The following is a 13,175-nucleotide window of genomic DNA, read 5'->3' as shown; positions in this document are numbered from 1 at the left end:
CCGTAGTTCTTTGACCGCGCTGGACGACATCCCGGCCCGGCCAATCTGCGGAACCCGGCGCGCCCTTCCGGCCTACCGGCCCGGCGCCGCCTTCTCACCTGAAGTCACGAAAGGACTTGCCCGATGTCGATCACTCCCGAGCGCAAGCAGGAGCTCATCAAGGAATACGCCACCAAGCCGGGCGATACCGGTTCGGCGGAAGTGCAGGTGGCGATCCTCACCGAGCGGATCACCAACCTCACCGGCCACTTCAAGGGCCACGCGAAGGACAACCATTCCCGTCGCGGCCTGCTCAAGATGGTGTCGGCGCGCCGTGGTCTTCTCGACTACCTCAAGAAGACCGAGGAAGCCCGCTACAAGTCGCTGATCCAGCGCCTGGGCATCCGCCGCTGAGGCAACACGCGAGGCTCGCGCCCCACAGGCGCGGGCCTCGCGCGCATTGAAGACGGCGCGGGCGGAGGACCCGCCGCGCTGAAGACGCATGATGCGGCGGGCATGGGGCTCGCCGCGACCGATAGTGAAGCGGCGCGCCATGGCAGGATCGCCGGAGACTCACGGGTCCGTGGCCTCGCCACCGTGAAACCCCAGAGTCTCTCGCCGTCTTGCCCATGGCCCCGCTTCGGAAAGCCAGAGACAGACATGTTCGATATTCACCGCGAGGAACTCGACTGGGGCGGGCGCACGCTGACCCTCGAGACCGGCCGTATGGCGCGCCAGGCTGATGGCGCCGTGCTCGCGACCTATGGCGACACCACGGTGCTCGCCACCGCCGTTTCCGCCAAGGCGCCGAAGCCCGGCCAGGACTTCTTCCCGCTCACCGTCAACTACCAGGAAAAGACCTACGCGGCCGGCCGCATTCCCGGTGGCTATTTCAAGCGCGAAGGCCGCCCGAGCGAGAAGGAGACCCTCGTCTCCCGCCTGATCGACCGTCCGATCCGCCCGCTCTTCGCCGAAGGCTACAAGAACGACACCCAGGTCGTCGTCACCGTGCTCTCGCACGACCTTGAGAACGACCCCGACATCGTGGCGATGGTCGCCGCCTCCGCCGCCCTCACCCTGTCCGGTGTGCCGTTCATGGGCCCGATCGGCGGCGCCCGCGTCGGCTTCGTCGACAATGAATATGTGCTGAACCCGACGCTCGACGAGCTGAAGGAATCGGCGCTCGACCTCGTGGTCGCCGGCACCGCCGACGCCGTGCTGATGGTCGAATCCGAAGCCAAGGAGCTCTCCGAAGAGGTGATGCTCGGCGCCGTGATGTTCGGCCACCGCCATTTCCAGCCGGTGATCGACGCCATCATCCGCCTCGCGGAGAAGGCCGCCAAGGAGCCGCGTGAGTTCAGCGCTCCCGACCATTCGGCGCTGGAAGCCGAGGTGCGCACGCTGATCGACGCCGATCTGCGCGAGGCCTACAAGATCGTCCGCAAGCAGGACCGCTACGCCGCCGTCGACGCCGCCAAGGCGAAGGCCAAGGCGCATTACGCTGCGCTGGCCGCCGAAGGCAAGGACGTGCCGGACTCCCAGACCCTCTCCGAGGTGCTGAAGGAGCTCGAAGCCAAGATCGTGCGCTGGAACATCCTCGACGACGGGATCCGCATCGACGGCCGCGACACCAAGACCGTCCGCCAGATCGTCGCCGAGGCGAGCGTTCTGCCGCGCGCTCACGGTTCCGCCCTGTTCACCCGCGGCGAGACGCAGGCCCTGGTGGTCGCGACCCTCGGCACCGGCGAGGACGAGCAGTTCATCGACAGCCTGGAAGGCACCTATAAGGAGCGCTTCCTGCTGCACTACAACTTCCCCCCCTTCTCGGTGGGTGAGACCGGCCGCATGGGTTCGCCCGGCCGCCGCGAAATCGGCCATGGCAAGCTCGCCTGGCGCGCCATCCGTCCGCTGCTGCCGCCGGCGCATGAGTTCCCCTACACGCTGCGCGCCGTCTCGGAGATCCTGGAGTCGAACGGCTCCTCCTCCATGGCGACCGTCTGCGGCACCTCGCTCGCTTTGATGGACGCCGGCGTGCCGATGCGCCGCCCGGTGGCCGGCATCGCCATGGGCCTCATCCTTGAGGGCGAGAAGTTCGCCGTGCTCTCCGACATCCTCGGCGACGAGGATCATCTCGGCGACATGGACTTCAAGGTGGCCGGCACCGACAAGGGCGTCACCGCCCTGCAGATGGACATCAAGATCGCCGGCATCACCGAGGAGATCATGAAGGTCGCCCTCGCCCAGGCGAAGGATGGCCGTCACCACATTCTCGGCGAGATGAGCAAGGCGCTGACCGGCGCCCGCTCCGAGCTCGGCGAGCATGCCCCGCGCATCGAGGTGATCCAGATCCCGGTCGACAAGATCCGCGAAGTGATCGGCTCGGGCGGAAAGGTGATCCGCGAGATCGTCGAGAAGACCGGCGCCAAGATCAACATCGAGGACGACGGCACGGTGAAGGTCGCTTCCGCCTCGGGCGAGTCGATCAAGGCGGCGCTGAACTGGATCAAGTCCATCGCCTCCGAGCCGGAGATCGGCCACATCTATGAGGGCACGGTGGTCAAGGTCGTCGATTTCGGCGCCTTCGTGAACTTCTTCGGCGCCAAGGACGGCCTCGTGCACGTCTCGCAGCTCGCCAAGGAGCGCGTGGCCAAGCCCTCCGATGTCGTCAAGGAAGGCGACAAGGTGAAGGTGAAGCTGCTCGGCTTCGACGAGCGCGGCAAGACCCGCCTGTCGATGAAGGTCGTCGACCAGGCGACCGGCGAGGACCTCGAAGCCAAGGCCAAGGCCGAGGAAGGCGAGGCCGCTTCGGCGGAGTGATCCGCCGCTTCACGCGGTTGAGGATTGTGAGCGGGGCGCCCTTGGCGCCCCGTTTTCTTTTGGGCGGAACCGCCCGCAACGACGCTGTGAGCGACATCCTTCGAGGCGCGCCCTGCGCGCACCTCAGGAGGAGGTGGCTCTTGGCTTGGCGGTTCTCTTCCTTCGTACACCGTCATGCTGAGGTGCCGGCCGCAGGCCGGCCTCGAAGCATGCCACCGCCGGACGACGTACCCGCGAGCACCGCGCGAACCCGTGCGCGGCGGGCAGGGCTGCTGCGCCTGTCAGGCAATCGACACCTCCCGTGCCTTAGGATTAGAACCTTTCTAATCTTATCTCCGGGGGCCTGCCATGAAACGCTTCTCCGACCTCAGCGAGGCGGAAATTCTCGCTCTCGCCATCTCCAATGAGGAGGAGGATGCCCGCATCTACCTCCAGTTCGCCAGCCGGCTCAAAGCCGACTATCCCGCCACGGCGGCGATGTTCGAGCGCATGGCGCAGGAGGAGCACGGCCATCGCCACGCGCTGCACCAGCTCTATGTCGCCCGCTTCGGCGAGGCGCTGCCCTACATCACACGGCAGGACGTGAAGGGCTTCCTCAAGCGCAACCCGCTCTGGCTGCTGGAGACGCTGCGCATCGACGCGGTGCGCCGGCAGGCCGAGGTGATGGAATACGAGGCGCAGCAATTCTACATCAAGGCCGCCGCCCGCGCCCATGACGCCGCCACCCGCCAGCTTCTCGCCGATCTCGCGGAAGCCGAGAGCGCGCATGAGACCCTGGCGCAGGAACTGGGCGGGCAGATCGAGACCAGCGGCGCCCGCGTGCATGAGGACGAGGCCGCCCACCGCGTCTTCGTGCTGCAGATCGTCCAGCCGGGCCTCGCCGGGCTCATCGACGGCTCGATCTCCACCCTGGCGCCGATCTTCGCCGCCGCCTTCGCCACCCAGGATTCCTGGGCCGCCTTTCTGGTCGGGCTCGCGGCCTCCATCGGCGCCGGCATCTCCATGGGCCTCACCGAGGGCCTGTCGGATGACGGCGCCATCACCGGGCGGGGCAGCCCGTGGCCGCGCGGCCTCGCCTGCGGGGTGATGACCATGCTGGGCGGGCTCGGCCACACCCTGCCCTATCTCATCCCCGATTTCTGGACCGCCACGGCGGTCGCCGGCGTTGTCGTCGCCGTCGAGCTCGCCGCCATCGCCTATGTGCGCACCCATTATATGGAAACGCCCTTCGGCTCGGCGCTGGTGCAGGTGGTGCTCGGCGGCCTGCTGGTGCTGGCGGCCGGCATCCTCATCGGCAGTTCGTGACCGGGCATCGCTGACCCGGGCAGCACCCGGCCGCTCAGCCCGCCCGCACCATGTCGACGAAGCTGTGCACCTCGCGGCGCAGCGTCACCGCCTGCAGCGACAGGTCGCGCGCCGAGGTCAGCACACGGTGCGCGGCGGCGGCGGAGGCCTGCGCCGTGCGCTGGACGGCGGAGATGTTGGTGGTCACCTCCTGCGTCCCGCTCGCGGCCTGCTGGATCGAGCGCGCGACCTCCGAGGTGGTGGCGTGCTGCTCGGTCATGGCGGCGGAGATCGCCGCCGCGGCGTTACGCAGCTCGGTGATGGTGTGGCTGAAGCCGGCAATGGCTCCCTGCACCCCGCCCGTCGAGTCCTGAATGCCGGAAATCCGCTCGGAAATGCCGGCGGTGGCCTCGGCGGTCTGGCTGGCCAGCGCCTTCACCTCCTGCGCCACCACGGCGAAGCCGCGCCCGGCCTCGCCGGCGCGGGCGGATTCGATGGTAGCGTTCAGCGCCAGCAGATTGGTCTGGCCGGCGATCGAGTCGATCAGGCCGGTAATGGTGCCGATCTGCTCGGCCGAGGCCTTGAGCTGGTTCATCTGGCTGCTGGTGGCGGCGACCTCGCCCACCGCCCGCTCGGTCATCACGGTGGAATGCTGCAGCCGGTCGCCGATTTCCTGCGCGGCGGCGGAAAGCTCCTCCATCGCCGACGCCACGGTCTGCACATTGGAGGTGGCGAGCTGCGCCGCCGCCGCCACGGCTTCGGCCTGGCTGGTGGCATCCTCCGCCGTCGCGTTGAGCGCTTCGGACGCCGCCTGCAGGTCGTTGGCGGCGGTGGCGACCATGTCGACCACCGCACCGACGGCGGCCTCGAACTGGTCGGCGAGCTGGCGCATCTCGGCATGGCGGTTCTCGGCCGCACGCTGGGCGGCGAGACGCCCCTCCTCGCGCAGCCGCTCGGCCTCGCGCAGCCCGTCGCGGAACACGGTCAGCGCGCGCGCCTGCTCGCCGATCTCGTCCGCGCGGGTGGCATGGGGGATGGCCGTTTCCAGATCGCCGGCGGACACCTGCTCCATCGCCGCGCTCACCTCGCGCACCGGCCGGGCAATGCCGAAGAAGGAATAGGCGCCGGCCAGCACCGCCGCGAGAATGGCGATGGCGGAGAACACCATGATCCGCATCATGCCGTCGGCCAGCGCCTGCTTGGCCGCCAGCCGGGCTTCCTCGGCCTGATCCGCCGTCTCCACCGACACACGATGAAGCACGAGCTTGGCCTCGCGCATCAGCGGCTCGCTGCGGTCATTGACCAGCGCGGTGCGGTTGGCGAGTTCGGCGAGATTGGCGTCGATGAGCTTCTTGTAGGCGTCGAAATCCTTCAGCGCCACTTCCACCGTCTCGGCCACCTGCGCGTTGTCGCCGAGCTGCTGGCGCACATCGGTGAGGATCGTGACCACGCGGTTCTGCATGGACGCCAGCCGCTTGAGCTGCTTGGCGTCGCCTTCCAGCATATAGGTGGAGGCGGCGAGATTGATGTTGTCGACCAGTTGCTCCAGCGGCTGCAGATTGCTCGCCATGTCGGTCTGGCCGAGTTCGAGCATCTGGCCGGTGAGGGTGGAGAAATGGGTGCGCGCACGCATGGCGAGGGCCGGGCGGGCTTCGACCAGACGTTGCTGCGTTGCCTCGGAGGCATGCACCTCGGCCGTGACGGCGCCGAAATCGCCGAGCAACTGCTTCAGCTTGATGAAATCGGCGCGATCATCGTCATGGGTTTCCAGCTCCATCAGCCGGTCGAGCCGGCCCTGGGCGGCCTCGACATCGCCGCTCACTGCGCCGAGCAGCGCAGCATTGGCCGGATTGGCGAAGGACAGCCGCATTTCGGTGGCGTTGAGCTGGATGCGGGTCAGCAGGTTGCCCACTTCCTCGCTCTGGCTGAGGATCGCGGCCTGCCGGTCGGCGGCCGCATTGGCCTCCTCGATGCTCGTCATCGCGAAGTGCCGGCTGACCAACACACCGCACGAGAGAAGCACGAGCAGCACGGACGCAATACCGAGCTTCATCGCGATGCCGAGACGCATCGTACCCACGGGGGACCTCCACCTGTCCATTGACCTTGCGGCACAGAAGGACATGTGGCTTGCGCCAGACTTGCCCGGCCGAGCCGGGCCTGCCGGGAGTTGTGGCGCCGGGTCGCCGCGGGCGGCGCGGTTCAGCCATAGGCGGCGAAGGCGTCGGCCAGCGCCGCGCGGTCCCAGCCGGCCGCCAGAGCGAGGCTCAGCAGCAGGCGGGCCTTCACCCCGGTGAGCAACCCGGCGGACAGCACGCCGCGCCCGAGCAGGTCGATCTCCGAGCCGGGATAGCCATAGGTTCGCTCGAACACCGGCCCGGCCAGCGTCCGGCTGGCCATCACCACCGGCAGCCGCGTGGCCACCTCGCCGACCAGCGCCGCCACGGCGCCGGGCACATGGCCCGCCCCCGCTCCCTCGATGACGAGGCCGGCATAGCCGAGATCGGGCACGGCGCGCAGCAGCCGCCCGTCCTCCCCCAGCGCGATCTTGAGCAGCGCCACCGGCGGCAGCGGCCCCTCGCCGGGGTCGAGCGCGGGCAGCGCCGGACGCGCCACCCCTGCCAGCATCCGCACCCGCCCCTCCGCCACCAGCCCGAGCGGGCCGGCCATGTCGGAGACGAAGGCGGAGGTGAGCGCCGTATGCGCCTTGCGCACGAAGCGGGCGGCGTGGATCTCGTCGTTCAGCACCACCAGCGTGCCCAGCCCGCGTGCCGCCACGCTGGCGGCGACGCGCGCGCCGGCGAGAAGATTGGCCGGCCCGTCGGCGCCCGGCTGCTGCGGGCCGCGCATGGCGCCGACCACCACCACGGGCCGCTCATCGCGCACCAGAAGATCGAGCAGGAAGGCGGTTTCCTCGATCGTGTCGGTGCCCTGGATGACGACGGCGCCGTCGAAACCGCCCGCGAATCCCGCGCGGATCTCCCCCGCCACCGCCGCGATATTCTCCGGGGTGAGCGAGGCGCTGCCGACCTTCATCGGCGAGCGGGCCTTGATGTCAGCCACTTCGGCGAGGCCCGGCACGGCACCCACCAGTTCGGCCGCGCCGAGAGTGGGCAGGATGCCGCCCTCGGCCGTCGCCGTCATGGTGATGGTGCCGCCGAGGGAGAGGACGAGGAGACGGGGAAGGGACATGAGGGAACCTGAGACGCCGGATGGGAACATCACCCTAGAGCGCTTTCGAGCGACGTGGATACCGGTCCGCGTGACGAAGACGCGCCAGAACAACGAATGAGATCATGTCACTATTTCCGTGAAACAGTGACATGATCCAGCCCTCGCCGCCGCGCCGCCCCCCCTAACGCTGTCAGCCCGTCACGCCGCCGCGCGCAGCCCCGCCAGCTCGGCCGGCATCGGCCCGCCGGTCGCCCAGTCCAGCAGTTCCACCGTGTGGACGACCGGCACGCTTGTGCCGCCGCCGATCTGCGTCATGCAGCCAATATTGCCGGCGGCGATCACCTGCGGATCGGTACGCTCGATATTGGCCACCTTGCGCGCGCGCAGGCGCCCGGCGATCTCCGGCTGGAGAATATTGTAGGTGCCGGCCGAACCGCAGCACAAATGCCCCTCGGCCGGCTCCAGCACGGTGAAGCCGACACCGGCCAGCAGCGTCTTCGGCGCGGTGCGCACGCGCTGGCCGTGCTGCAGCGAGCAGGCGGAGTGATAGGCGACGCGGATGCCGGGCGCGATCACCGGCGCGGGAAGCTCCTGCGCGGCGAGGAACTCGCTCACATCCCTGGCCAGCGCCGACACCTTGGCCGCGCGCTCGGCATAGGCCGGGTCGGTGCGCAGCATGTGGCCGTAATCCTTGATGGTGGTGCCGCAGCCCGAGGTGGTGACGAGAATGGCGTCGAGCCCCTCGCCCTCGATCTCGCGCATCCAGGCATCGACATTGGCGCGGGCATTGGCCAGCGCCAATTCCTCCTTGCCCATGTGATGGGTGAGCGAGCCGCAGCAGCCCCCGCCCACGGGGCGGACGATCTCCACCCCCAGCCGGGTGAGCAGGCGGATCGCCGCCGCGTCGATCTCCGGCCGCAGCACTGGCTGGGCGCAGCCATCGAGCAGGGCGACGCGGGCGCGGCGGGTGCCTTGCGCGGGAAAGCGCCGCACGCCCTCATCTGCCGAGCGCGTGGCCGGCCGGGCGGGGGCGAGGCGCAGCATGGCGGCCACCGGCTTGAGACCGGGGATGGAATCGAACAGGCCGGCGAAGGGCTTGGCCACCATCGCCCCGCCAATGGCGAGGCGGAACAGCGTGCGGCTCGGCAGCACCCGCGCCAGCAGCGCCCGCGTCAGCCGGTCCATCAGCGGCCGGCGATAGGTTTCCTCCACATGGTCGCGGGCATGGTCGATCAGGTGCATGTAATGCACGCCGGAGGGGCAGGTGGTCATGCAGGAGAGGCAGGACAGGCAGCGGTCGACATGCTTGGCGACTTCCTGCGTCGCCGGCCGGTCGTTCTCCAGCATGTCCTTGATCAGGTAGATGCGCCCGCGCGGGGAATCCAGTTCATCCCCCAGCAGCACATAGGTCGGGCAGGTGGCGGTGCAGAAGCCGCAATGGACGCAGGCGCGCAGCACCTGCTCGGAGCGCGCGGTCTGCGGATCGGCGAGCTGGGCGAGGGAGAAATTGGTCTGCATGGCTCACACTCCCGCATAGATGCGCCCGGGGCTCAGCACGCGCCCGGGGTCGAAGCCGTTCTTCATCCGGGCGATCAGCGCGCCGGTGATCGGGTCGAGCGGCTGGAAGACCTCTTCCGCCGCCCGTGCCGCCGCGCTGGCGCGGATCAGCGTCGCATGGCCACCGCCCGCCGCCGTCACCGCCGCGCGCACCGCCGCCGTCTGCGGTTCCGCGCCGGGCATCTCCACCCAGACGAGGCCGCCGGCCCAGTCGTAAAGGCAGCGCGCGCCCAGCCCCGCCAGCGCCGCGCCGACACCCGCCCCCGCCATCGGCGCCACCGAGACGCGCCAGAGAGCGGGGAGATTCTCCAAACGCGCTTCCTCATCCCCGGGCTTGACCCGGGGATCCAGACTCTTGGACCCCGGCACGGCTTCACTCTGGGTGGCCGGGTCAAGCCCGGCCATGAGGAAGGCCGGAAGGGGCGCCGCAAACGGCGTCACGTCCCGCACCGCCTGCCAGAAGGCGAGCGACGCCTCCGCGTCGAGAAAGGACAGCGTGCCGCGCCCGCGCAGCATCTCTTCCAGCTTGCCCCGGCGGTGGCGGATCGAGGGCGCCACCCCTTCCAGCCGCAGCGCGGTCACCGAGGTGCCCGTCCCGGCCACGGCGGGAATCGCGGCCGCCACCGCTTCCGGCACATGCGCGGCGCCGGACACATCGTAATAGGAACCGACCGCCGCGCTCATTGCCGCGCTCGCGGCGGCGGGATCGAGGCCGAGCAGCAGCAGCGTCTCCACCGTCTCCGGGCGGGGCAGCACCTTGATGGTGAGTTCGGTGAAGGCGGCGAGCGTGCCATAGGAGCCCGCCAGCCCGCGCGGCAGATCATAGCCGGTGACGTTCTTCACCACCCGCCCGCCGGCCTTGAACGCTTCCGCCCGGCCGGAAACGGCGCGGATGCCGAGCGCATGGTCGCGCGCCGCCCCCGCGCTCGGCCGGCGCGGCCCGGCGAGGTTGCACGCGATCAGCCCGCCCAGCGTGCCGCCGCCCGGCGCGACCCCGAGCAGGGGCCCGAAATCCATCGGCTCGAAGGCCAGCATCTGGTTGGAGGCCGCGACCAGCGCCTCGATCTCCGCCACGGGCGTGCCCGCCTTCGCGCTCAGCACCAGCTCTTCCGGCTCATAGAGGGTGACGCCGGAAAGGCCCTTCAGCTCCAGCGTGGCGTCGGTCTGGATGTGCCGGCCGAGCCCCGCCTTGGAGCCGGAGCCGGCGACATCGAGGGTGCGCCCGTTGGACACCGCCCAGCGCACCGCCTCCACCACCTCCGCCTCGTCGCGCGGACACAGCCTCTCGCTCATCTCAAGCCACTCCCGAAAGCGCGGCGAGCCGCGCGGCATGCGTGTTGTGTTCGGCGACGACCGCCGGCAGGTCGACCGTCACCACCTCGCCATGGGCGACGACCGGCCTTCCATGGACATAGGTGAAGGCGGCGCGGCCCGGCGTGCAGAACAATGCGGCGGCGACCGGGTCGGCGAGGCCGCCGGCAAAGGCGACATCGTCGAGCCGCAGCGCGAAGAAATCCGCGCATTTGCCGGGTTCCAGCGCGCCGATATCCGCGCGCCCCAGCACCGCCGCCCCGCCCAGCGTGGCGAGTTCCAGCGCCTGCCGCGCGCTCATCCATTCATGGTCGCGCGCGGGGTCGGCGGTCGAGAGCGTGGTGTCCGGCCCCTCGGGCGGGCGCAGGCTTATCTGCAGCCGCGCCAGCAGCATGGCCTGGCGCGCTTCGGTGAGCAGATTGTTGCCGTCATTGGAGGCCGAGCCGTCGACGCCGAGGCCCACCTTCACGCCCGCGCGGGAATAGGCCCGCACCGGGGCGATGCCGGAGGCGAGGCGCATATTGGAAGAGGGGCAATGACAGACGCCCACTCCTGCGCCGGCAAAGCACCCGATCTCATGCGCGTTCACATGCACTGCATGGGCGAACCACACATCGCCGCCGAGCCAGCCAAGTTCTTCCATATAGGCCACGGGCCGCTTGCCGAAGCGCTCCAGCGTGTAGCGCTCCTCATCCACCGTCTCGGCGAGATGGGTGTGCAGCCGCACGCCCTTCTCCCGCGCCAGCGCCGCGCTCGCCCGCATCAGTTCCGGCGTCACCGAGAAGGGCGAGCAGGGGGCGAGGGCGATCTGCAGCAGCGCGCCGGGCGCGGCGTCGTGATAGCGGGCGATGACGCGCTCGCTGTCTTGGAGGATGGCGTCCTCGTCCTCCACGCAGTCGTCCGGCGGCAGGCCGCCCTTGGACTGGCCGAGCGACATGGAGCCGCGCGAGACCATGAAGCGCAGCCCGATCTCGCGGGCGGCGGCGATCTGGTCGTCCACCGCGCAGCCATTGCGGAAGACATAGGCGTGGTCGAAACAGGTGGTGCAGCCCGACAGCGCGAGTTCCGCCAGTCCCACCAGCGTCGCCGTGCGCGAGGCTTCCGGCGTCCGCGCCGCCCACAGCCGGTAATGCGCGCCGAGCCAGCGGAACAGGTTCACATTCTGCGCCGCCGGCAAGGCGCGGGTCAGCGTCTGGTCGAGATGGTGGTGGCAGTTCACCAGACCGGGCAGCACCACATGGCCGGAGAGGTCGAGCACCGCGTCGGCGCTTTCCGGCAGGGTCTCGCTCGGCCCCACCTGCTCGATGAAGCCATCGCGTGCGAAAAACCCGCCGCCGGCGATTTCGCGGCGGGCGCCGTCCATGGTGACGAGCACCGTGGCGTTGCGGACGAGGAGGCTCGCCATCAGAAGCGCGGCAGGTCGGGGAAGGGCAGCTTGCCGCCCGAGACATGCATGCGCCCCAGCTCGGCGCAGCGGTGCAGCACCGGAAAAACCTTGCCGGGGTTGAGCAGCGCGTCAGGGTCGAAAGCGCATTTCAGCCGCTGCTGATGGGCGAGGTCGGTCTCGTCGAACATCGAAGGCATGAGGTCGCGTTTCTCGACGCCCACCCCGTGCTCGCCGGTGAGCACGCCGCCGACCTCGACGCAGAGCAGGAGAATATCGGCGCCGAAGGCTTCCGCCTTCTCAAGCTGGCCGGGCTGGTTCGCGTCGTAGCAGATCAGCGGGTGGAGGTTGCCGTCGCCGGCATGGAAGACATTGCCGCAGCGCAGGCCGTATTTCTCCGACATCTCCTCCATGCGCTTCAGCACCAGCGGCAGCGCCTTGCGCGGAATGGTGCCGTCCATGCAGAGATAATCCGGCGAAATCCGCCCCACCGCCGGGAAGGCCGCCTTGCGACCGGCCCAGAAGGCGACGCGCTCCTCCTCGCTGGTGGAGGCGCGCAGCGTCATGCAGCCGAGGCCGCGGCCGATCTCGGCGACGCGCTCGATGAGGTGGTTCACCTCCGCTTCCGGCCCGTCGAGCTCGACGATCAGCAGCGCCTCGACATCGAGCGGGTAGCCGGCCCCGAGGAACGCCTCGGCAGCATGCACCATCATTTTGTCCATCATCTCCATGCCGCCGGGGATGATGCCGGCGGCGATGATGGCGGCGACGCAGGCGCCCGCCGCTTCCGAGGAGGGAAAGCCCAGCAGCACGGCCCGCGCCGTCTCCGGCTTCTTGAGGATGCGGACGGTGACTTCCGTCACCACGCCGAGCAGGCCTTCCGAGCCGACGATGAGGCCGAGCAGGTCCAGCCCGCCGGAATCGAGATGCTTGCCGCCGATACGGACGATCTCCCCAGTGATCAGCACCATCTCGACGCCGAGCACATTATTGGTGGTGAGGCCGTATTTGAGGCAGTGCACCCCACCGGAATTCTCGCCGACATTGCCGCCAATGGTGCAGGCGATCTGCGAGGACGGGTCGGGCGCGTAATAGAAGCCCTCATGCGCCACCGCCGTGGTGATGCCGAGATTGGTCACGCCGGGCTGCGCGACCACGGTGCGGTTGGCGAAATCAATGTCGAGAATGCGGTTGAACTTGCCCATGCCGAGCAGGATGCCGTCTTCCAGCGGCAGCGCACCGCCGGAGAGCGAGGTGCCCGCCCCGCGCGGCACCACGGGAATGCCATTGGCATGGGCATAGGCCAGCACCTGCGACACCTGTTCGGTGGTGGAAGGCAGCACCACCACGAGCGGGAGCTGGCGATAGGCCGTCACCCCGTCGCTCTCGAACGGGCGCATCTCCGCCTCGGTGTCGATCACCCCCTCGCCCGGGACGATGGCGCGCAGATCGGCGACGATCTGGGCGCGGCGGTCCAGCACATCCGCCTTCGGCGCCGGCATGACGAGACCGGACATGGCATTTCTCCCTGATGCGTCTTGTGCGGCCCGCGCGGCCGGACCCGGCCGACGCGAAGCTTCCCGCTTTCGAGCCATTCTAGGGAAAAGCGCGGCCGCTTCCTATGGTAAAAAAACTAGACCACGCATGAAAATGTCGTGTCCGGCCCCGG

At 69.4% G+C, this 13,175-nt stretch carries 9 protein-coding genes; 3 read left to right on the top strand and 6 right to left on the bottom strand.

The genetic code is table 11. The features are described from left to right. Positions 1-123: 123 nt before the first annotated feature. From rpsO to mbfA, 3 genes are all read left to right on the top strand, one after another. Positions 124-393 carry a 30S ribosomal protein S15 gene (gene rpsO, locus AAC979_RS18630; protein ID WP_371348376.1) on the top strand — a complete coding sequence of 90 codons (270 nt, stop codon included), beginning with the start codon at positions 124-126 and terminating at the stop codon, positions 391-393. A 246-nt stretch (positions 394-639) separates the two neighbouring features. After that, positions 640-2,796, top strand: coding sequence for a polyribonucleotide nucleotidyltransferase (pnp, locus tag AAC979_RS18625; RefSeq protein ID WP_371348375.1), 2,157 nt, complete (start codon positions 640-642; stop codon positions 2,794-2,796). A gap of 348 nt (positions 2,797-3,144) precedes the next feature. Continuing rightward, the gene (mbfA, locus tag AAC979_RS18620) at positions 3,145-4,101 is read left to right on the top strand and encodes an iron exporter MbfA (protein ID WP_371348374.1); all 957 of its coding nucleotides are present in this window, start codon (positions 3,145-3,147) and stop codon (positions 4,099-4,101) included. Between the two features lie 34 nt (positions 4,102-4,135). Here mbfA and AAC979_RS18615 read toward each other — a convergent pair whose 3' ends face one another. The 6 genes from AAC979_RS18615 to AAC979_RS18590 form a co-directional block, all read right to left on the bottom strand. Beyond that, the gene (locus tag AAC979_RS18615) at positions 4,136-6,151 is read right to left on the bottom strand and encodes a methyl-accepting chemotaxis protein (RefSeq protein ID WP_371349096.1); all 2,016 of its coding nucleotides are present in this window, start codon (positions 6,149-6,151) and stop codon (positions 4,136-4,138) included. Positions 6,152-6,282: 131 nt separating this feature from the next. Next, positions 6,283-7,272, bottom strand: a complete 990-nt coding sequence (locus AAC979_RS18610) for an asparaginase (protein ID WP_371348373.1) — start codon at positions 7,270-7,272, stop codon at positions 6,283-6,285. Between the two features lie 180 nt (positions 7,273-7,452). After that, positions 7,453-8,772, bottom strand: coding sequence for a glycolate oxidase subunit GlcF (glcF, locus tag AAC979_RS18605; RefSeq protein WP_371348372.1), 1,320 nt, complete (start codon positions 8,770-8,772; stop codon positions 7,453-7,455). A gap of 3 nt (positions 8,773-8,775) precedes the next feature. Further along, positions 8,776-10,104 (bottom strand): FAD-binding protein, encoded by a 1,329-nt coding sequence (locus AAC979_RS18600; protein WP_371348371.1) that lies wholly within the window; start codon positions 10,102-10,104, stop codon positions 8,776-8,778. 1 nt (position 10,105) lies between these two features. After that, positions 10,106-11,527 carry an 8-oxoguanine deaminase gene (locus tag AAC979_RS18595; protein ID WP_371348370.1) on the bottom strand — a complete coding sequence of 474 codons (1,422 nt, stop codon included), beginning with the start codon at positions 11,525-11,527 and terminating at the stop codon, positions 10,106-10,108. Beyond that, on the bottom strand, positions 11,527-13,023 hold the full coding sequence (locus AAC979_RS18590) for an FAD-linked oxidase C-terminal domain-containing protein (RefSeq protein ID WP_371348369.1): 1,497 nt from the start codon (positions 13,021-13,023) through the stop codon (positions 11,527-11,529). Before AAC979_RS18590 ends, AAC979_RS18595 begins: the two co-directional genes overlap by 1 nt. Positions 13,024-13,175: the final 152 nt, after the last annotated feature.

This window comes from Ancylobacter sp. IITR112, from assembly GCF_041415945.1.
Lineage (GTDB): Bacteria > Pseudomonadota > Alphaproteobacteria > Rhizobiales > Xanthobacteraceae > Ancylobacter.
This window is presented reverse-complemented; position numbering and strand designations above follow the sequence as displayed.

Bases quoted from the DNA above. Each gene is read 5' to 3' on its own strand.
- rpsO (WP_371348376.1), top strand. From the start codon at position 124: ATGTCGATCACTCCCGAGCGCAAGCAGGAGCTCATCAAGGAATACGCC.
- pnp (WP_371348375.1), top strand. From the start codon at position 640: ATGTTCGATATTCACCGCGAGGAACTCGACTGGGGCGGGCGCACGCTG.
- mbfA (WP_371348374.1), top strand. From the start codon at position 3,145: ATGAAACGCTTCTCCGACCTCAGCGAGGCGGAAATTCTCGCTCTCGCC.
- AAC979_RS18615 (WP_371349096.1), bottom strand. From the start codon at position 6,151: ATGCGTCTCGGCATCGCGATGAAGCTCGGTATTGCGTCCGTGCTGCTC.
- AAC979_RS18610 (WP_371348373.1), bottom strand. From the start codon at position 7,272: ATGTCCCTTCCCCGTCTCCTCGTCCTCTCCCTCGGCGGCACCATCACC.
- glcF (WP_371348372.1), bottom strand. From the start codon at position 8,772: ATGCAGACCAATTTCTCCCTCGCCCAGCTCGCCGATCCGCAGACCGCG.
- AAC979_RS18600 (WP_371348371.1), bottom strand. From the start codon at position 10,104: ATGAGCGAGAGGCTGTGTCCGCGCGACGAGGCGGAGGTGGTGGAGGCG.
- AAC979_RS18595 (WP_371348370.1), bottom strand. From the start codon at position 11,527: ATGGCGAGCCTCCTCGTCCGCAACGCCACGGTGCTCGTCACCATGGAC.
- AAC979_RS18590 (WP_371348369.1), bottom strand. From the start codon at position 13,023: ATGTCCGGTCTCGTCATGCCGGCGCCGAAGGCGGATGTGCTGGACCGC.